An 18,551-nucleotide genomic window follows, 5' to 3' on the forward strand; every position below is an offset into this window, starting at 1 on the left:
GAACCGCAGAACCAAGAAAACCGCGTCCCGGGCGAATCATTCGTGATCCGCCCGGGGCGCGGTTTTTGGGTTAGTCTTCCGCGATAACTGCTACGGCTCCGGCGGGGACCACGCCACTGAAGCGAGCTCCGCTCAGCAGTTCGTCGCCGTCGGCCTTCACGGTCACATCCTCGCGACCGTGGTTGATGGCGAAGAGGAAACTACCGCCATCCGCGGATCGCCGCCGGGTGAGTTCGACGCCGGCAGAAGCCTCGGCAACGGCCGTCACCCCAGCCTCGTCCAGCAGGCGGGCAGTCAGTGAATCGATACCGTCGGCGTTGGGGAGTGTGGCAAGGTACCAAGCAGCCCCCGCCCCGGTGGATCTGCGCGTGAGGGCGGGGACGCCGTCGAGCGGGTAGTCCGTAAAGGTAGCCAAAACCTCGGCTGGCCCGCCCTCAGGGTCAGCCAGGTGAACGTGCTCGCTCCACAAGGAACCAACTGTTCCATCGCTGAGCGTGACTGTGCTGCCGGGGAAAAGTGGGTGGAATTCCTCGGCCCGGATACCCAGCAATTCGCGGAAAGCGCCCGGGTAGCCACCCAACCGAACGTGGTCCTGTTCATCCACGATGCCACTGAAGTAGCTGATGAGGACCGTTGCGCCGGCCTCTGCTGCGGCAGCGATGGAGGCGGCCGCAGAGTCCGTCACCGCGTAGAGGGTGCAGACCAGGATGAGATCGTAGCCGGAGAGGTCGGCGGAGGGGTGGACGAAGTCCGCAGTGACACCACGCACGTAGAGGGAGCGGTGGAAAGCACGCATGGTTTCCAGGTACTTCACGGATTGTGAAGGGTGCGAATCCAGTTCCGATGCCCACCATGCTTCATAGTCAAAGACGAAAGCAACCCGCGATTCCACGCGGGAACCCTTCACGGATTCCACTTTGGACAGGGCATCGCCGAGTTTCACCACGTTGCGCCAGACCTGTGTGTCCCGTCCGCCATGCGGAACCATGGCTGAGTGGAATTTTTCAGATCCAGCCTTGCTCTGACGCCACTGGAAGAACATGACCGCATCGGCGCCGCGGGCCACATGCGTCAGGGAGTTGCGGAGCATTTCCCCGGGCATCTTTGGCTGGTTGTGGGGCTGCCAGTTGACCGCCGATGTGGAGTGTTCCATCAGGATCCACGGTTCGCCGCCGGCCACACCGCGCGTAAGGTCAGCGCTGAAGGCAAGTTCGATTTCCCGTTCAGGATCGGCAGCCACCAGATAATGGTCGTTCGCGATCACATCCATGTCCTTGGACCAATCGAAGTAGTCCAGGGTTTTGGTGGCGCTGGAAACCATGAAGTTGGTGGTGGCTGGAACGTTCGGTGTGACTTCGCGGATGACCTCCAGCAGGGCGCGGTAGTAATCGATGAACGCCCATGAATTGAAGCGTGCAAAGTCCAGCTGCTGGCCAGGGTTAATCGTGGTGGGGGCGGCTCCGGGCGGGATGATTTCCTCAAACGTGGCGTAGTGCTGGGACCAGAAGGCTGTTCCCCAAGCCTCGTTGAGTGCCTCAATGGATCCGTACCGGCGTTCAAGCCAGGCCCGGAATGCGGCAGCGTCTTCTTCCCCGTAGAACTCGCCAACATGGCAGCCGAGCTCGTTGTCCACATGCCACAATGCCAGGGCCGGGTGGTTCTTGTAGCGTTCGGCGATGACCCGCGTCATGGTGGCTGCGTACCTGCGGTACACCGAGGACGACGGCGTGTAGTGGCGCCGCGAGCCGCGTTCCAGCCTTGTTCCTTCCGCTGTCACGGGCAGGATTTCGGGGTGTTTCCTGGCCAGCCAGGCTGGCGGTGATGCGGTAGCCGTAGCCAGTGCCACCTTGATGCCCGCTTCGTGCAGGTTGCCCATGACGTCATCCAGCCAGCCGAAATCGTACTGGCCTTCCACAGGTTCCAGCAGGCCCCAGGAGAAGATGGCGACGCTCAGGAAATTGACCCCCGCCTCCTTCATGAGCTCGATGTCTTCACGGCGGACGTCTTCCGGCCATTGCTCAGGGTTGTAGTCGCCGCCGTAGGCCAGGCCGTTGATGCTGTTCCAAACAGACGGGCCGATAGACGGGCCTTTGGATGGGCCTTTGGATGGGCCTCGGGAGAGTTCAGGGGAGGACAACGGGACTCCTTGGTCAGGTTCGGCAGTGCGGGATAACTGTGGAGCTTGGCTGCTATCAGGTTAGGCGAGGATCTTGGAAAACGCTTGCCCAGATTCGCGATTGAGGATATTGTATCGATTCAGAACGAGTGTAAGCGACGTCACTCTCCTTGCGGGGAACCGAAGAGGCTTGCACCAACTGAGCAAGGAGGCTCTCATGATCAACAGAAGGAATTTCCTCACCACGGTGGCCCTTGGCACTGCATCTGCGGCGTTCCTGTCCGCCTGCGGCCAGTCTTCGTCATCCAGCAAGACGGGCTCTGCAGAGAACCCCGTGACCATCACGTACACCTGGTGGGGCAACGACGACCGTGCCGAACGCACCCGCAAAGCGATTGCGCTTTTTGAGTCCAAGAATCCAGATGTCAAGGTCAACGGCAACTTCACGGACTTCGCGGGGTACTGGCAGAAGCGCGCCACTGAAGCTGCCGGTGGTGGCTTGCCGGACGTTATGCAGTGGGACTTGTCCTACCTGCGCGACTACGGCCAGCGTAACCAGCTACTGGACCTGGGCACCGTAAAGATCAACACGGATGCCTTCGACAAGTCACTCCTGCCCTCGGGCCAGATCCGTGGAAAAACCTTCGGCATCCCTACCAGCACCAATGCGTTCGCTGTCTACTACGATCCCGCCAAGCTCAAGGCCATGGGCATCGCAGAGCCTGACGGAACGTGGAACTACAAGGAGTTCAACTCTTTCCTTGCCGAGGTGGGGCAGAAGGGCAACGGAACGTTGTTCGGCGGCACCGACTACACCGGCGTGTGGTGGATGTTCAACATCTGGCTGCGCCAAAACAACATTCAGGCCTTTACGGATGAAGGCAAGCTCGGGTTCTCCAAGGACGATCTCAAGAAGTGGTGGAACACCACCGCCCAGCTTCGTGGAACCCCGGCGATCGTTGGCGAAGACAAGACCACCCAGCTGCTGCCGAAGTCCCCATTCGGCTCAAACGTCACTGCCACGGAAGTCACGTGGGACAACTTCATGGCCGGTTACCTCGGCGATAGTGGCGCCAAGGAACTCAAACTGGTGCCGGTTCCTTCCGATAACTCCGACAACCTGGGACTCTTTCTCAAGCCCTCAATGCTGATGGTGGCCAGCGCCAAGACCAAATACAAGGATGCTGCTGCCCGTTTCATAGACTTCATGGTCAACGATCCCGAGGTAGGCCAGATCTTCAAGACCTCCCGTGGTGTTCCGGCATCCAAGACCCAGCGCGACGGAACCACCTTTGAAGGTACAGACAAGCTGGTTGTGGACTACGAAAAGTCCATCGAAAAGTACCTCAAGGATGCTCCGGAGCCGCCCATCGTCGGTTTCGGCACGCTTGAATCCTCTTTCAAGCGCGTCAGCTCCGATCTCAACTACGGCAAACTCACCATCGACGGCGCTGCAGATGCGTGGTTCAAGGAAGCCGAAGACCTTATCAAGCAGAATGCCTGAGCAGACATTTGTGTCTGATCCAGGCTTTCCGACCGACGGACTGATCTCGTGACTCAAACCCCAACCCTGAGTAGGCGCTCCCAGTCGTCCGCTCCCTCCCAGCCGCGCACCTCGCGGCGACGAGGGGCGGACGCCCGCGCCGGCTACACCTTCCTGCTTCCTTGGCTGCTCGGATTCATTGCCCTGACCGTGGGTCCGATGATTTCTTCGCTGTACCTCTCCTTTACCAACTACAACCTCTTCGATCCCCCCAAGTGGATAGGCCTGGACAACTACGCCACGCTCTTCCAGGACGAACGTTTCCTGCAGTCGGTAGGCGTAACCCTGAGCTATGTAGTGTTCGGTACCCCTCTCAAGCTCGCCGCTGCCCTGGCGATCGCCATGCTGCTGAACAGCAAGCGAAAGGGGCAGGGGTTCTACCGTTCCGCGTTCTACGCTCCCTCCCTGATCGGTGCCAGTGTTTCCATCGCGATCGTTTGGAAAGCGATGTTTGGCGATTCCGGTCCTGTGGATGAGAGCCTGTCCTTCTTCGGGATCAACCTCGGCGGTTGGGTGGGCAATCCATCCATGACGATGCCCATGATGATCCTCCTGACGGTGTGGCAGTTCGGCGCCCCGATGGTGATTTTCCTGGCCGGGCTCAAGCAGATTCCTGCCGACCTCTACGAGGCTGCCTCGATGGATGGCGCAGGTCCGGTCCGTAAGTTCTTCAACATCACCTGGCCCATGCTTTCCCCGGTGATCTTCTTCAACCTGCTGATGGAAACCATTCACGCGTTCCAGATCTTCGCCTCGGCCTACATCATCTCCAATGGTGAAGGCGGCCCCGCAGGCTCCACCCTCTTCTATACCCTCTACCTGTACTTGCGCGGTTTCAGCGACTTCCGGATGGGCTACGCCTCTGCAATGGCCTGGCTCCTGGTGATCGTGGTCGGCATCATCACGCTGATCTTCTTCAAGACATCCAAGTCCTGGGTCCACTACAGCGGGGATTCAAAATGACAACCATCGCAACCCCCACCCAGTCCACGCCCGCCACCCCGGCCGCGGAGTACAACCCGAAGTCCGAGTCAGGCACGGTCAAGCGCATTAAAAGCATCATCTTCCACATCGTTGCGCTGGCGCTTGTGGGGATAGTCCTCTACCCGGCTCTGTGGATGGTGGCCTCGTCCTTCAAACCGAACTCCGAAATCGGTGGTTCAACCACCCAGCTTTGGTCCAACAACTTCAGCTTCGATAACTTCGTCACGGCCATGGACGGCATCGGTGGGGTGTCCACGCTGACGTTCTTCACTAACTCCCTGATTCTGGCCGTTGGCGCAGTAGTCGGCACCGTCCTTTCAGCGAGTGTCTCGGCGTACGCTTTTGCCCGCATCAACTTCCCCGGCCGCGGAATCTTCTTCGGCATGATGATTGCTACCCTGCTGCTCCCGTTCCACGTGGTGATCATCCCTCAGTACATCGTGTTCCAGCAGCTTGGCCTGGTAGACACCTATGTGCCGCTGTTGATCGGTAAGTTCCTGGCCGCCGACGCGTTCTTCGTCTTCCTGATGGTCCAGTTCATGCGCAACCTTCCGGCAGAACTGGACGAAGCAGCCCGCATCGACGGCGCAGGTCACGTGCGGATCTTCGGCTCCATCATGCTCCCGCTCATGAAGCCGGCATTGATCTCGACGTCGATCTTCTCCTTCATCTGGAGCTGGAACGACTTCCTCGGCCCGCTGCTCTACCTGAACACCCCTGAAAAGTACCCACTGCCACTGGCTTTGCGGCTCTTCGTGGACCAGACCCAGAGCTCGGACTACGGAGCGATGATCGCAATGTCTGTTCTTGCGCTCCTGCCCGTGTTGGTCTTCTTCCTGGTCTTCCAGAGATACATCGTAGAAGGCGTTTCAACACAGGGCCTCAAGGGCTGACGGACACGGAAGGCTGAGGAACAGAATGAGCATCATGGACACCACAGGAAAGTCCTCTTCGGACAAGCAGGCCATCTCGGTCAACCGCTTTGCCCTCTTCTCCGAGACCATCCTCGCCGGAGTCGTTGTGCTCCTCCTGTCCGTCCCGTTGGTGACGGCGCCGGCCGCCTACGCTGCCGGCGTCGCGCATCTTGAGCGGCACCTCAGTGGCAGGGATGATTCCCTTCGGAGCCTTTGGGGCAACTTCCGCCGTGCGCTTCCCGGCAGTTGGAAGATTGGAATCACGACGGCGGCAGCCGCCGTCGTGATTGTCCTTAACCTGTTGCTCGCACTGGTGGGTCAGCTGCCCGGGCGGGCACTGATTCTGCCTGCGACCTTGATTCTGGCGGCCGCAGCGGCCGTGTTCCTGCTCAGGATCGCCGGCAACTGGAGCGGCGGAGTGGTTTGGGCGGGCGACGCCGGCCGGAAGTCCGTGGATCTTCCCGGTCCACAGCAGCAGTGGCGACTTGCCTGCTCCCAAGCCAAGGCTGATTCGTTGCGTGATGGGAGCGGTTCGCTGTTGCTCCTCGCGGCCGTTTTCGTGGCAGTCGTTTTTGTGTGGATGCTGCAGGCGCTCTTCGTGATTGTTCCCGGCATGCTGATTCTGGCCGCTGCTGCGGTCAAGATCAGGGCTGCCAGCCGCGCCAAAAACTGAGTGTGCATCCGACTACCCGCTGAATCGAGCAGAGCACCCCGTGTCACCGCGTCCCAAATCCGGGTCTTCCACCAAAGCAGCCATTAGTCGCTCCAGAGAGACTTGGTATTACCCGCTCCGGCACCATAATTACCGGATCTTCGTAACGCTTTCGCTCGTCGGCAGCGGCGGAGTGTGGATGCAACGACTCGCCCAGGACTGGCTTGTCCTGCAGCTCACCGGAAGCCCAGCCGCTGTGGGGTTGGCTGTTGCACTTCAATTCCTGCCCATGCTGGTGGTTGGTCCCATCAGCGGTGTGCTGGTGGATCTCTTTCCGAAACGCCGAATCCTCATGGCGTGCCAGTCTGTAGCTGCACTACTGGCCGCTGGACTAGTCGTGTGGAATGCCATGGGCGGCACGGACGTGTGGGTCGTCTACGGCTCCTGCATTGCTTTGGGAATTACCAGCTCTATTGATGGGCCCGCCCGGCAAGTCTTCGTCAATGAGGTAGTAGGTGATGCCGGACTACCGGCGGCTATCGGCCTCAACAGTGCGATAGGCCAACTGGGTGCCATGCTCGGTCCCGCCCTTGCCGGCGTCGTCATTGCCCAAGCTGGCCCGGCCGCCGCGTTTGCGACGAACGCGGGGATCGGGGTGGCCGTTTTGGTGATGATCGCCATTATTCGGCCATCTGAGCTTCATCACGCACACGACCCTGTCGGCCCGCCGCGGGATAAACGTGGACAAATCCTGGCAGGCTTCAAGTATGTGAGTGCCAGGCCGCAGCTTCTGCTCATCATGCTGTTGGCGGGTCTCCTGGGAGCGTTCGGCATGAACGGTCCCGTGGTCCTCGCAGCATTCGCCGACCGTGTGTGGCACAGCGGTCCTGCCGGATTTGGGCTCTTCAATATGGTCAGCGCCTTGGGAGCCTTGGCTGGCGCCCTCCTGGCTGCCCGGATCAAGCACTTGGGTCGCAAGGGGATCGTGGGTAGCGCAGCACTCTTCGGGCTCACGCAGCTCCTTGCCTCGCTAATGCCCACGCAGGAATTGTTCGTAGCCATGCTCGTGGTGGTTGGCTTCATGACTCTCATGTTCCTCACCAGTGCGGCCACCAGCGTCCAACTCGAAGCTGGCGCCAGCGTGCGGGGCAGGGTCCTGGCCCTCTACTTTCCACTTCTGCTGGGTGGGCATGCCTTGGGAGGCTTGCTCGCGGGATGGCTCACGGAAGATTTCGGGGTACGTACCGCACTGCTGGTCACAGGTGCGCTGGGTATGGCTTCCGCGGTGGTGATTGGCTTCCTTCTTTGGTTGCTCGGCAGGAAGCGATAGTTGCGACCGAGCCCGTTAATGTACTGGGCTCGTTCCTGTGCTGGGCTCGTTAAGGTGCTGGGCTCGTTAAGGTGCTGGGCCGGCGCTGCAGTAAGAAGCTCTCCCAAAGTGAGGTCGAAGCTGGAAACCACGTTGCGGGAGGCGGCGGTGGGACGTTCGTTGCCCGTGCGACAGGCCTGGCTGGGGCGCGCGGATGCCCTGGCAGTGGTGGGGCTTTGGATTGGTATCTGTGTCCGGTGGGGGTGCTGATTTCCAGTTGATGACGCCCGCCCCGGACTGTTTTTGCGTTCCAGCCGGGGTTTTCTTTGGTGTGGTTGCAGGCTTCGCAGAGCCCGGCCCCGTTGGCAAGGCTCGTGGTGCCGCCGTTGTGCCAGGGAACCACATGGTCGATGTGGCGGATGGGCGCGTCGCAGTAGGGTGTGCGGCAGGTGTCGTCCCGGGTTTCGATGAAGCGTCTCATCCCGGGTGGGAAGAGCCGGGCTTTGGAGTCCATTGCCAACAATTCACCGGAGGTGGGTGCGGTGTAGAACCGGCGGAGCAAGACTTTGAAGTCCTTATCTTCCTTGGACTCTTGCCCGCTGGCCCCGGCCTGACCTCCGGTTCTGGCCCGCCCGCTGGCCCAGGTCTGCCCGCCCGCTTCCGGCCTGATACTCGGTGCGCGGCTCTCCGTCCCTCTCGCGGTTCCCTGATTCTTCGCTGGCCTGGTTGCCGCCTCCGGCGATGAGCGTCCTTGCCCACTCGGGCGGGGACGATTCCGTAGCCTTGGAGGCGTGCTGGTTCGCTGTCGCCTTGGAGGAGGGTGCGGTCGGTCATGACGAGCCGCACATCAATGCCGCTGATGCCGCCGGGGGTTCCGGTGAGGCGTTCGACGAGGGTGTCGGCCATGACCTGGCCGCGGTTCCGGGTGTCCCCGCCGGAGCGGGCCGAATCGGCGTGCCGGGTCAGCGCGGCGTAGGCGGCGACACCCTGGGCGACAGGGAGCAGCGCGGTGAGGATGGTCATGGTGTCCGGCGCGGGGCGGAGGCTGACGTGCCGTTCGGATGCGGCATGGGCGGCGCGTTGGGTGATGGAGCGGGGGTCGCGTCGGTAGGCTGCGGCTCGTGCGGCGGCGATGATGGTTTTGTCTCCGGCGCCGTCGAAGGTTCCGGTGTCGGGGGCGAGCTCCTCATCAACGGCGGCCCTGTCCTGGATGGAGAGGCAGGCTGTTTCCTTCACGAGCAGTGTGGCACGCCATTCGTTCAAGTGTCCGGTTTCCAGGGCGGCCATGGTGCGGGGCATTTCGGAGACCAGGGCTTTGGCGAGCCCGAGGAGCCGGGATCCTTTGTTGGGTGATTCACGCCGGGCCAGGGCGATCTGCGCACCCACACCCTGGCCCTGCTCAGCGGAGGAGACACCAGTAGAGGCTTGTTCGCGGCGCTGGGCAAGGTCGAACGCCACCGATGCCCTTGCCTGCACAGCAGCGATCGCTGACTTCACGTCTTCAAGGCCACGAATCTGATCGATCAGCCCAGCGCCGTCACTGCCCAACCGGAAAGAGCCCAACGCGGCAAGCAGCTCCCCGGCGTCCAAGCCACCAGACGCCGAGCTGCTGGACATGGCGGTCCCCGACTCTAGATCCCAGGACCCGGCGGTAACATGCACAGCCACAGCCGGAACCACCCTGGGTGCTCGCCTTGCCCGAATCGGATCCATACCCCCACTCTGCCCCAGGGCTACGACAATATAAGGCCCACGACCAACGCCCCGAAAAATAAGTGGCTACGCGCGTTTGCCAAGCAAACACCACGAGCCCACTCAACGTCCGGCAACCAACTCCTCAATGGCACCCACGCTCAGGTTTCCGTCACTGATCCAGACCGTGTTTGTGCGCGTCAGCGAGTTTCCTGCAGCCAGCTCAACGGCAGTGTCCCAAGCCAAGGCAGAACCCACGGCAGGGTACTCACTGCAGCGAACAAACCACGGGTCCGCCGATTCGGCAGGTGCGGCAAACACCAAAGTGGCCGGACCGCCGTCGAACTCTCCGGTCCACGCAAGCCACGGCGCAACAGAACCATGCACAGCAGCCTCGCCCTCCGCTGCGCCGGAGAAGACGCGTGGGGAATCGTTGATGGGGAGGCGCCAGAAGAAGCCGCCGTAACCACTGCCGGCGGCGCCGTGGGAACCGGGACTGCCCAGTGAGACGTCCACGACGGCGGTTATTTCCGTTTGGATATCGAGTCGCCAGGTGCCGGGGTCCAGAAGCGTTCGCCGGTAGCTGCGTTGCTCTTCGAGGAGGGGTCCGCCGTCGGCCGCGAGCCAGTGGAGGTCAAGCGTGGTTTCGTCCTCTTCGCGGCGCAGGCCGTGGACCTCGATCCGGCCGTGGTTTCTGAGATCTTCATATCTGCCAGCCGCACGCCGATAGCTGCGGCCACCCCAGAAGTTGCTGCCGTTGACATCCTGGGAGGGCGAACCCGGCACCGAGATGCCACACGTGGTCCACAGGCAGATGTTCCGTCACTACAATCCCTGACGGCGTGGCAACCGGGTGGAGATACGGCCGCGGCGAGAGCTCCGGCTCCAAGGCGTGGCCAGCGCGGAAGATTGCAGTGGGAGAGCCAGCATGAGTGGCGAAAAGGGGCTCAGCGGCGGCAGTGTTCTTCCGCGCCCAAGGAAGCCCGAGTTCGGAGAAGGTGGCATGAGCGCGGGTTGCCCGCTCCAGGATTTCTTCTATCCCATGAATCACGGCATGCGCTTGTTCGCCTTCGCCTACCCATTTCACGTATCGCGGAGGAATGAGTGCCGGCGCGTCAGCAGTGCGGATGGCTTCAAGGACGCGCATGAACGCGCCGCTGTCATCCAGTGGACTCAGCAGCGCAGTGCCGTGGGACAAATGGTGGAGCAGGTTTTCAGTGAGATCGTCTCGTCCAAACGTGCGCGTTGTTTCGCCCGCTTCGGTGCGGACCGTCACGTGGTCTTCGGTGTAGTGGAACACGGCCGTTCCTTCGGTCCCGTGCAGCGTGACGTAGGGTTCCACTGACTCGGTGGCGCACAGAGTCAGGGCGCAAGTGATGGGCAGCCCGTCCACTGTCCGCATCCGAATCACGGAGGTATCGTCTGCCTCGATGTCGTTGGCCCGGTAGAGATCCGTATCCACGGCTGCCAGGTCTTGTGCTGTCCGCGCTCCGGCTATCCGGAGGGCCGTGGCGATTGAATGGGCCAAGGGATTGGTGGCGACGCCGTCCACTACGTCAACTCCGCCGAGGCTGCGCCTTCCAGCCCACCGCGAGCGTTTGTAATATGCGCGGTCCCGGACCCAGCGCCCTGTGGCTGTAATGCCTTTGAGCGTTCCAATGCCGGGGAGTTCTGCCGAAGCTTCCCCGCTGGCCAGTTTTTCCAGCGCGGTGAGTGCATGGGAACCCAAACTTTGGAACCCGATCTGCACGCTCCGGCCAGCTGTTGCGGCTGCCTCCTGGAGCTGGATGAAGTCCCTCATGGAAGCGACCGGAGGCTTTTCAAGATAGAGATCTGCGGAGGAAGTCAGCACGGAAAGAGCCAATGGGGCGTGTGTCTGGATCGGAGTTGCCACGATGATCACCTCCGGCCGATGGCCCCCGGCAAGCAGCTCATCCAGATCAGAGTGGACGGCCGTGGAAGGCGGCAACGTGCCTGGGGCCGGGGGATTCGGGTCTGCCACCGCAACGAGATCCACCACGCCCTCGGACCTGAGCCTTTCCAGGTTGTGAAGGTGATGGGCTCCGAAGCCATGAACGCCTACCAGGGCGATCCTTGCAGGTGCAGTCCTGAGGGTGGTGGGACTTTTGGCGGACCCGGCGGAAGTGGTTTTCATGATTCTCCTCTGCTGGCTGGCAACTGCTGGCAAGTACCCGAATGGCGTCGTCGATAAGGCGTTCCTCAAGAGGCCCCAGCGCCTCAGGGTATATCTCGCAAGCCACACCCGGCAAGCGCTTTCCGGCAGCTGATTCTGCAAGTGTAGCGCGATCCCTCCGTGAATGTAACGATTCAAGTTGAGTCTTGACTGGAGACGTGTGGTCAGTCTAGATTTCGGTGAAACCGTTTACTTGTGATGTGGCCCACTCGGCCAAGTCAGCACCGGCTGGCATTGATGACCGCAGGGGAGATTCCAAGGTAATCGTCGACGCCAGATAAATGGGCGAGTTCTGCAGACGATGGAGAAAGGGAGTGCCATGACTTCTGGGGGATTTGGCTTTCGGGCCTACACGTTCTTCGACACACTCCTATGGATCGCCTGCCTGAATATGCTGTGGATCGTGTTCACACTGCTGGGTGGCGTGGTGCTGGGGGTCGGGCCCAGTACCGCTGCGGCCCAAATCCTGATCCGTGAAAAGGTGCAGGGAAATGCCGTGCCTTTGGGGCGCCGCTATGCCAAGGAGTACTTCAAGAACTTTGCGAAGGGCAATGCCCTCGGTGTTCCCGTCTTGGTAGTTGCTGCCGCCCTGGCCCTGAACTGGGGCTACTTTTCTACCGGGTGGGATCTGGGTTCGCAGGTGGCGTCGGCCGCGATCCTCTTGGCTGTCCTCTTTGCGGCCGGAACGTTGTGCTACCTCTTTCCCATGTTTGCCAGGTACGAGCTCACGATTCCGCAGTACTTTCTAATGTCTTCCCGGTTCGCTATCCGCCACCTCGCGGGGACCGTCATACTCCTGTTCGTGACAGCGGCCGCCGTATTCGCCTGCCGCTCCCTTCTGGGCCTGGTGCCCTTCTTTGGTGTTGGCGGCTGGCTCTATGTCACCGGCTGGTTGTGCGATCGCTTCTTTACTGCCAACGACGACGCCATGGTTGGGAAGGAAGCCGGTGCTGCAGTTGCAGCTGCAAGTCGCGCAGTGACTCCCTCGACCACCCCTTCCACCGCCAAGGAGACCAGCCTTGCCTGAAACCAGCCGCCAAGGCCCGCCCGAGGGCGCGCGCCGCGTCCTCCATCGATCCCTTGACATCCAAGGGCATGCCGAACTTGTCCAAGGGCGCCCCGAACCGGGCGCAGATTCTCTCAGTGCGAGCACTAATGAAACGTATCAAGACGAGAACGGCCAGCACCTGTGGAGCCTGAAACGCTTCCCTGGTGTGTCCCCGGAATCGTCGATCGACAACAACCCCGAAGAAGTGGAGTAGGAAAATGTTCCGTAGAAAACCAACGCTGGTGGCCGCCGTCGTCGTCTCTGCCGCCTTGGCCCTGACCGCCTGCGGTGGCGAAGCGCCGGCGTCGGACCTCTCATCCGTCAAGATCATGGCGCCCTTCCTGGAGGCTCAGCCACCAACGCCTGACGGCGCTGTGCAGAAGAAGCTTGAAGAGCTCACAGGCAAGGACATCAACATCTCGTGGGCGCCCAACGCCTCCTACGAGGACAAGATGAACATCACCCTGGCCTCCTCCGACATCCCGCACGTCCTGGTGGTCCAGGGCAAGTCGCCGGGCTTCGTGAAGAACGCCGAAGCCGGGGCGTTCTGGGACCTCACCGATAAACTCAAGGACTACCCGAACCTCAAGACCACGTTCCCCGAAGTTCAGCAAAACGCCAGCGTCAACGGCAAGGTTTACGGGGTTTTCCGGGCTCGGAACCCGATCCGTGCCGCCGTGATGTTCCGCCAGGATTGGCTGGACAAGTTGGGCCTGAAGGCGCCGCAGACCACAGAAGACCTTTACAAGGTGGCCAAGGCATTCACCGAGCAGGATCCGGATGGCAACGGCCAGAACGATACCTACGGCATCACCATTCCCAAATGGGGCGCCCTGGGCACCAACAGCCCCTACGACATGATCGAGACCTGGTTCGGCGCCGGAAACCGCTGGACCGAGCGGGACGGCAAGCTGGTGCCGAGCTTCGAAACCGAGGAATTCCTGGAGGCCGATCGCTTCATCAAGAAGATGGTGGACGAGAAGCTCATCAACCCCGACTTCGCCACCTTCGATCCCACCAAATGGAATGAGCCCTTCTTCAACGGCAAGGGCGGCATAATTGTCGACGTCGACTCCCGGGTCAGCGTGCTGATCAACCTTTTCAAGCAGGCCAACCCGAGCGACTTCCAGAACAAAGTGGGCTTCGTAGGCAGCCTGAAGGGTCCGGACGGTGAACTGCACGCCCACCCGACCGACGGCTACTCCGGCTTCCTTGCCATCCCCAAGTCCAGCGTCAAAACCGAAGCCGACCTGAAGAACGTCCTGACATTCCTGGACAAACTCAACAGCAAGGAAGTTGCCGTCCTGATGAACAACGGCATCGAGGGCGTCAACTTCACGGTTGAGGAAGGCCTCGCGGCCACCATCAAGCCCGAAACGCCGGAGGGCAAGGTAGTCAACACCGACATCAAGAGCTACGCGCAACTCGGAACCAACGTCACAGGGAACAACTTCTACCCAGTGAAGCAGGCCTCCGAGTACGAGCAGAAGGTCTTTGACGACCGCGTTGCAGTGATGGCAAACGACCTCAAGAGTGCGGTGTACAACCCGGCCGCGGCCTTCGTTTCCCCGACGTATGTTGCCAAGGGCGCGCAACTGGACAACATCGTTGCCGACGCCCGCATTGAAGTACCTGGCTGGGCAGCTGGACGAGCAGGGCCTGAAGGATGCCATCAAGCTGTGGAACACCAGCGGCGGTGACAAGGTCAAAGAAGAAATAAACAAGCTGTGGCAGGACACCAAGAAGTGACCGCCCCGGTCGTCGAAGCCAAAGCCCCGGAGCGGGCGGCCATCAAGCCGCCCGCCCCGGCGCGGCGACGCAGCTTTGCAGTCCACTTCGCGCATTACAAATGGTTGTATCTTCTGCTGCTGCCCGGCGTCGTGTACTTCGCGGTGTTCCGGTACGGTCCCATGTACGGTGTTTCGATTGCCTTCAAGGACTACGTTCCAGTTCCTGGGCGTTAACGGCAGATCCTCTGGGTGGGTCTGACGAACTTCACCGACTTCTTCGCCAACCCCGACTTTCCGAGGTTGCTGGGCAACACACTGATCCTGGCGTTCCTGAACCTCGGGATCGCCTTCCCGCTGACCATCGTCCTGGCATTGCTGCTCAACGAGGTCCGGCTTTCAGTGCTGAAGCGAACCGTCCAGACACTCGTCTACATCCCGCACTTCCTGTCCTGGACTATCGTGGCGTCGCTGAGCTTCCTGCTGTTCGCCCTGGACATCGGACCCTTGTTCCAGTTCGTCAACGGACTGTTCGGCACCAACGTGGATATCCTGTCCGATCCGAACTGGTTCCGGCCGCTGATCGTGCTTCAGGAGATCTGGAAGAACACCGGTTGGGGAACCATCATCTTCCTGGCAGCGCTGGCCACCGTGGACCAGGACCAGTACGAGGCCGCAATTATCGACGGCGCCGGCAGGTTCCGGCGCGTCTGGCACATCACCTTGCCCGGCATCCGGTCCACCATCATCGTGATGCTCATCCTGGCCATCGGGCAGATGCTCAACACCGGCTTTGAGCAGATCTACCTCATGACCAACGCACTCAACCGCAGCGTGGCCGACGTCTTCGATACCTATGTGTACTTCGTAGGCATCACCCAAGGCGCCTACAGCTACAGCACCGCCGTCGGGCTTTTCAAGTCTTTGGTGGGCATCGTACTGATCTTCGGCACCAACTGGCTGTCCAAGCGGTTCAACCAGAGCGGACTTTTCTAATGAAGATTCACAACACGCGGGGCGGGCGGATTTTCGATGCCGCCAACTACGTCTTCCTGACGCTGATCGGCATCATCACGCTGTTGCCTTTCGTCTACGTCCTGGCAGGATCCTTCGCCAACGAAGCGGAAATTACCCGGCGGGCGTTCTTCGTCTGGCCCGAGCAATTCACGCTGGGGGCCTATGAGTACATTTTCTCCACGCCGTCCTTTACCCGGGCCTTGATCACCACCGTGCTGGTCACACTGGTTGGGACGCTGGTGCAGTTGGTTCTCACGGTCACCATGGCTTACCCGCTGGCGAAACGTGGACTTCGTGGCCGGAAACTGATCCTGTCCCTGGTGGTTTTTGCCATGGTCTTCTCAGGCGGAATGATTCCAACGTTCCTGCTGGTGAAGGACCTGGGCCTGCTGAACAGCTACTGGGCGCTCATCCTGCCTGCGGCCATCAACCCATTCAGCCTGATCATCATCAAAAACTTCTTCCAGGAACTCCCGGCCGAGCTCGAGGAATCAGCCAAGATGGACGGCGCCACCGAGATCGGAATCCTCTGGCGGATCCTGCTGCCGTTGTCCAAGCCGGTGCTGGCCACGTTTGCACTGTTTTATGCGGTTGGTATTTGGAACGACTTCATGTCTCCTTTGCTCTACCTGAGCGATAACAACATGTGGACCCTGCAGATGTACCTGCGCCAGGTGACGGCTGCCTCGGATCTCCTTGGCACCGGCAATGTGGATCCGTCGTACATCCCGCCCGAGCAAGGCATCAAGTTCGCCGTGATCGTGGTGGCAACCCTGCCCATCCTCATCTTCTACCCCTTCCTGCAGAAGCACTTTGCCAAGGGAATGCTGATCGGTTCGGTTAAGGGGTAAGGGCTCGGCTTGATGAAAGGAAAATCATGAAAATCCTCCTCGCGGGCGACTCCACCGTGGCGGCCTGCCCCAGTTACGAATACCCGATGAGCGGTTGGGGAGCCCACCTCGCGCCCGAGACCTATTGGTGGGCTGCGGTCCACAACTATGCCAAGGGCGGTGCCAGCACGGAGTCGTTCCGCGATGAAGGCCTCTGGTATCAGCTGCTGGGCCAGACCGTTAAGGGCGATCTCGTGCTGATCCAATTCGGGCACAACGACCAAAAGCGGGCCCATCTCGCTGCCCGAACAGGCTACGCCGACAATCTAAAGCGAATGGTGGCCGACGTCCGTTCCAAGGGCGGCATTCCCCTTCTGTGCACGCCAGTGGAGCGCCGGCATTTCACGGCCGGGCGTCTGGACCTCACCCTGGGTGAATATCCTCTGGTGGTTCGCGAGTTGGCGGTTGAGCTTGGCTTGGACCTCATCGACCTCAATGAATGGACCCGCGCGCTGTACCAGGAGCTGGGGGAGGAGGGGTCCAAGGAGTTGTTCTTCCACTTTGCCCCCGCAGAGCATGCGCACTGGGCCGGCGGCCTGGAGGACAACACACACTTCCACGAGAAAGGAGCCAAGCGGATTGCCGGTTTCGTCGCGGAGCAACTCGAGGCCCTCGGCTACGGACTGGTGGCCACCCTTAACGTGGGGGCGAAGGCGTGATCTATTCCAGCCCTTTGCGGGGTCCTTCGGATATCGCTGGTTGGGTCGCCGAGGGGCCGGTTCAGTTGGGCATTTACGACGACGGCGGGCCGGCCTTGGCCCCGGAGGGAACCGCCGGTTCGGGGCCGGCTTTCGCAGAAAGCACAGCACTTCTCCTTTCCGGTTCCCTCGACCCAGAGGAACACGGAGACCACGCCCATTGGACCCTCTGGTGCCCCGAGGAACTCCCGGACCATGTCCGGATCAGGTGGGAGTTCCTTCCGCTTGAGGAACCAGGCCTGGCCATGGTGTTCTTCTCTGCGCGGGGGCACGACGGCAAGGATCTGTTCTCTCCCGACTTGGCTCAGCGAACGGGCTTCTACCCGCAGTACCACTCAGGGGATATGGACGCGCTCCACATCTCCTACTTCCGCCACAAATACGCCGCGGAGCGGGCCTTCAGGACGTGCAACCTGCGCAAAAGTGCCGGCTTCGAACTCGTAGCCCAGGGAGCAGACCCACTTCCTCCAGCCGAAGACGCGGGCGGCTTTTATCGGATGGAAGTCATCAAGGATGGTCCCCGCGTGGTCTTTTCGATTAATGATTTGCCCCTGTTTGACTGGGTGGACACCAGCCAGGAACTCCTGGGCGGCGGCTACTTCGGGATCCGTCAGATGGCCCCTTTGCGGGCGGCGTACCGGAACCTCTCCATCACTTCGCTGTAGCCCTTTTCCAGATCTGACGTCCCGTGACGGACGACACAACCTTATGACGTAGGATGTCCTCATGCCTCTCTTTGACTTGCCCCTTGAGCAGCTCCGTAGCTACACCTCCAGCGCAGTTCCGCCCGCTGATTTTGACGCTTTCTGGGAGCGCACCATCGCCGAGGCGCGGACCTTGCCGCTGAATGCTGTGTTCGAGCCCATGGACAACTACCTCAGCGTCATCGACACGTTCGACGTCACATACTCCGGCTTCGGTGGAGACCGCATCAAGGGCTGGCTCCACATTCCTTCTCACCTTGAACCAGGGCAGCAACTTCCCGTTGTCGTTGAGTACATCGGCTACTCCGGGGGACGCGGACTGGTCAACCAGAACACCCGGTGGGCGCAGGCTGGATACGCCCACTTCATCATGGACACCCGCGGCCAGGGCTACGGGGGCGTATCCGGTGACACCCCGGATCCGCATCCATCAGCCGGCGGCATCAACTATGCAGGCCTGATGACCCGGGGAGCTTACCATCAGGACGACTACTACTTCCGCCGGGTCTACGTGGACGCCTTCCGTGCGGTAGAAGCGGCGCAGAGCCATCCCGCCGTCGACCCTTCCAAAGTGGTGCTTGCCGGAATCAGCCAGGGAGGTGGCATTACGGTGGCGGCCGCCGGGCTGGTGGCCGGAAGGCTCGACGGCGTGATCGCCGCGCTGCCCGACGTCCCGTTCCTGCAGGACTTTCCTCGTGCAATCGACATCGCGCCTCGCGGGCCCTACCCGGAAATTGCCGGCTTCCTGGGGCGGCACCGCGACAAGTATGAGCCCATGCTTGCCGTGCTGAACTACTTTGATGGCGTTCATCTCGGCCGGGCAGCCGCAGTGCCGACACTCTTCTCAGCGGCCCAAATGGACGACATTTGCCCGCCCTCAACGGTGTTTGCAAGCTTCAACAGCTACGGTCTTTCGGGAGGGGCGCCCGCCAAGGACATCGAGGTATACCGCTTCAACAACCACGAGGGCGGCCAGGAGCACCACTGGATCAAACAGCTCCAGTTCCTCCGCAAACTTTTGTCATCATGACGGACCCAATTTGCCCGGTTTGACGAACCGCGG

At 61.1% G+C, this 18,551-nt stretch carries 16 protein-coding genes and 2 pseudogenes; 15 read left to right on the top strand and 3 right to left on the bottom strand.

What is annotated here, in order from left to right; genetic code table 11:
- Nucleotides 1-70: 70 nt before the first annotated feature.
- Nucleotides 71-2,137 (bottom strand): beta-galactosidase, encoded by a 2,067-nt coding sequence (locus ACTAQJ_RS21240; RefSeq protein WP_498699174.1) that lies wholly within the window; start codon nucleotides 2,135-2,137, stop codon nucleotides 71-73.
- A gap of 196 nt (nucleotides 2,138-2,333) precedes the next feature.
- Between ACTAQJ_RS21240 and ACTAQJ_RS21245 the strand changes: the two genes are divergently transcribed.
- From ACTAQJ_RS21245 to ACTAQJ_RS21265, 5 genes are all read left to right on the top strand, one after another.
- A complete protein-coding gene (locus ACTAQJ_RS21245) occupies nucleotides 2,334-3,620 on the top strand; it encodes an ABC transporter substrate-binding protein (protein ID WP_498699175.1) in 1,287 nt (428 codons plus the stop codon).
- A gap of 48 nt (nucleotides 3,621-3,668) precedes the next feature.
- Nucleotides 3,669-4,622 carry a carbohydrate ABC transporter permease gene (locus tag ACTAQJ_RS21250; protein WP_431116433.1) on the top strand — a complete coding sequence of 318 codons (954 nt, stop codon included), beginning with the start codon at nucleotides 3,669-3,671 and terminating at the stop codon, nucleotides 4,620-4,622.
- Entirely contained in the window at nucleotides 4,619-5,536 is a 918-nt protein-coding gene (locus tag ACTAQJ_RS21255) for a carbohydrate ABC transporter permease (protein WP_498699177.1), read from the top strand. The genes ACTAQJ_RS21250 and ACTAQJ_RS21255 overlap by 4 nt, the downstream gene beginning before the upstream one ends.
- A 25-nt stretch (nucleotides 5,537-5,561) precedes the next feature.
- Nucleotides 5,562-6,230, top strand: a complete 669-nt coding sequence (locus tag ACTAQJ_RS21260) for a Poxvirus protein I5 (RefSeq protein WP_498699179.1) — start codon at nucleotides 5,562-5,564, stop codon at nucleotides 6,228-6,230.
- Between the two features lie 82 nt (nucleotides 6,231-6,312).
- Nucleotides 6,313-7,539, top strand: coding sequence for an MFS transporter (locus tag ACTAQJ_RS21265; protein ID WP_498702237.1), 1,227 nt, complete (start codon nucleotides 6,313-6,315; stop codon nucleotides 7,537-7,539).
- 49 nt (nucleotides 7,540-7,588) lie between these two features.
- On the opposite strand, the pseudogene ACTAQJ_RS21270 reads toward ACTAQJ_RS21265, so the two are convergent.
- Nucleotides 7,589-9,135, bottom strand: a pseudogene (locus ACTAQJ_RS21270) (HNH endonuclease).
- A 198-nt stretch (nucleotides 9,136-9,333) separates the two neighbouring features.
- Nucleotides 9,334-11,365 (bottom strand): annotated as a pseudogene (locus tag ACTAQJ_RS21275) (DUF6807 family protein).
- Between ACTAQJ_RS21275 and ACTAQJ_RS21280 the strand changes: the two are divergent.
- The 10 genes from ACTAQJ_RS21280 (at nucleotide 11,364) to ACTAQJ_RS21325 (ending at nucleotide 18,518) form a co-directional block, all read left to right on the top strand.
- Nucleotides 11,364-11,498: a hypothetical protein gene (locus ACTAQJ_RS21280; protein WP_498699181.1), complete on the top strand. Its 135-nt coding sequence runs from the start codon at nucleotides 11,364-11,366 to the stop codon at nucleotides 11,496-11,498. The pseudogene ACTAQJ_RS21275 and the gene ACTAQJ_RS21280 sit on opposite strands and share 2 nt — an antisense overlap.
- Nucleotides 11,499-11,723: 225 nt before the next feature.
- On the top strand, nucleotides 11,724-12,431 hold the full coding sequence (locus ACTAQJ_RS21285; protein WP_498699182.1) for a YesL family protein: 708 nt from the start codon (nucleotides 11,724-11,726) through the stop codon (nucleotides 12,429-12,431).
- The gene (locus ACTAQJ_RS21290) at nucleotides 12,424-12,666 is read left to right on the top strand and encodes a hypothetical protein (RefSeq protein WP_498699184.1); all 243 of its coding nucleotides are present in this window, start codon (nucleotides 12,424-12,426) and stop codon (nucleotides 12,664-12,666) included. Before ACTAQJ_RS21285 ends, ACTAQJ_RS21290 begins: the two co-directional genes overlap by 8 nt.
- Before the next feature lie 4 nt (nucleotides 12,667-12,670).
- The gene (locus tag ACTAQJ_RS21295; RefSeq protein ID WP_498699186.1) at nucleotides 12,671-14,152 is read left to right on the top strand and encodes an extracellular solute-binding protein; all 1,482 of its coding nucleotides are present in this window, start codon (nucleotides 12,671-12,673) and stop codon (nucleotides 14,150-14,152) included.
- Nucleotides 14,153-14,179: 27 nt separating this feature from the next.
- Complete coding sequence (locus tag ACTAQJ_RS21300; RefSeq protein WP_498699187.1) at nucleotides 14,180-14,416, top strand: hypothetical protein; 237 nt, start codon at nucleotides 14,180-14,182, stop codon at nucleotides 14,414-14,416.
- A gap of 15 nt (nucleotides 14,417-14,431) precedes the next feature.
- Complete coding sequence (locus tag ACTAQJ_RS21305; RefSeq protein WP_498699189.1) at nucleotides 14,432-15,175, top strand: ABC transporter permease; 744 nt, start codon at nucleotides 14,432-14,434, stop codon at nucleotides 15,173-15,175.
- Nucleotides 15,175-16,047: a carbohydrate ABC transporter permease gene (locus ACTAQJ_RS21310; RefSeq protein ID WP_431116418.1), complete on the top strand. Its 873-nt coding sequence runs from the start codon at nucleotides 15,175-15,177 to the stop codon at nucleotides 16,045-16,047. Before ACTAQJ_RS21305 ends, ACTAQJ_RS21310 begins: the two co-directional genes overlap by 1 nt.
- A 26-nt stretch (nucleotides 16,048-16,073) precedes the next feature.
- A complete protein-coding gene (locus ACTAQJ_RS21315) occupies nucleotides 16,074-16,745 on the top strand; it encodes a rhamnogalacturonan acetylesterase (protein ID WP_498699192.1) in 672 nt (223 codons plus the stop codon).
- Entirely contained in the window at nucleotides 16,742-17,449 is a 708-nt protein-coding gene (locus ACTAQJ_RS21320) for a DUF1961 family protein (RefSeq protein WP_498699194.1), read from the top strand. The genes ACTAQJ_RS21315 and ACTAQJ_RS21320 overlap by 4 nt, the downstream gene beginning before the upstream one ends.
- 61 nt (nucleotides 17,450-17,510) lie before the next feature.
- Nucleotides 17,511-18,518 carry an acetylxylan esterase gene (locus ACTAQJ_RS21325; RefSeq protein WP_498699196.1) on the top strand — a complete coding sequence of 336 codons (1,008 nt, stop codon included), beginning with the start codon at nucleotides 17,511-17,513 and terminating at the stop codon, nucleotides 18,516-18,518.
- The last annotated feature ends 33 nt before the right edge of the window (nucleotides 18,519-18,551 follow it).

The organism is Arthrobacter sp. alpha11c (genome assembly GCF_054149985.1).

Bases quoted from the DNA above. Each gene is read 5' to 3' on its own strand.
- ACTAQJ_RS21280 (WP_498699181.1), top strand. From the start codon at position 11,364: ATGATTCTCCTCTGCTGGCTGGCAACTGCTGGCAAGTACCCGAATGGC.
- ACTAQJ_RS21295 (WP_498699186.1), top strand. From the start codon at position 12,671: ATGTTCCGTAGAAAACCAACGCTGGTGGCCGCCGTCGTCGTCTCTGCC.
- ACTAQJ_RS21255 (WP_498699177.1), top strand. From the start codon at position 4,619: ATGACAACCATCGCAACCCCCACCCAGTCCACGCCCGCCACCCCGGCC.
- ACTAQJ_RS21315 (WP_498699192.1), top strand. From the start codon at position 16,074: ATGAAAATCCTCCTCGCGGGCGACTCCACCGTGGCGGCCTGCCCCAGT.
- ACTAQJ_RS21310 (WP_431116418.1), top strand. From the start codon at position 15,175: ATGAAGATTCACAACACGCGGGGCGGGCGGATTTTCGATGCCGCCAAC.
- ACTAQJ_RS21260 (WP_498699179.1), top strand. From the start codon at position 5,562: ATGAGCATCATGGACACCACAGGAAAGTCCTCTTCGGACAAGCAGGCC.
- ACTAQJ_RS21325 (WP_498699196.1), top strand. From the start codon at position 17,511: ATGCCTCTCTTTGACTTGCCCCTTGAGCAGCTCCGTAGCTACACCTCC.
- ACTAQJ_RS21285 (WP_498699182.1), top strand. From the start codon at position 11,724: ATGACTTCTGGGGGATTTGGCTTTCGGGCCTACACGTTCTTCGACACA.
- ACTAQJ_RS21245 (WP_498699175.1), top strand. From the start codon at position 2,334: ATGATCAACAGAAGGAATTTCCTCACCACGGTGGCCCTTGGCACTGCA.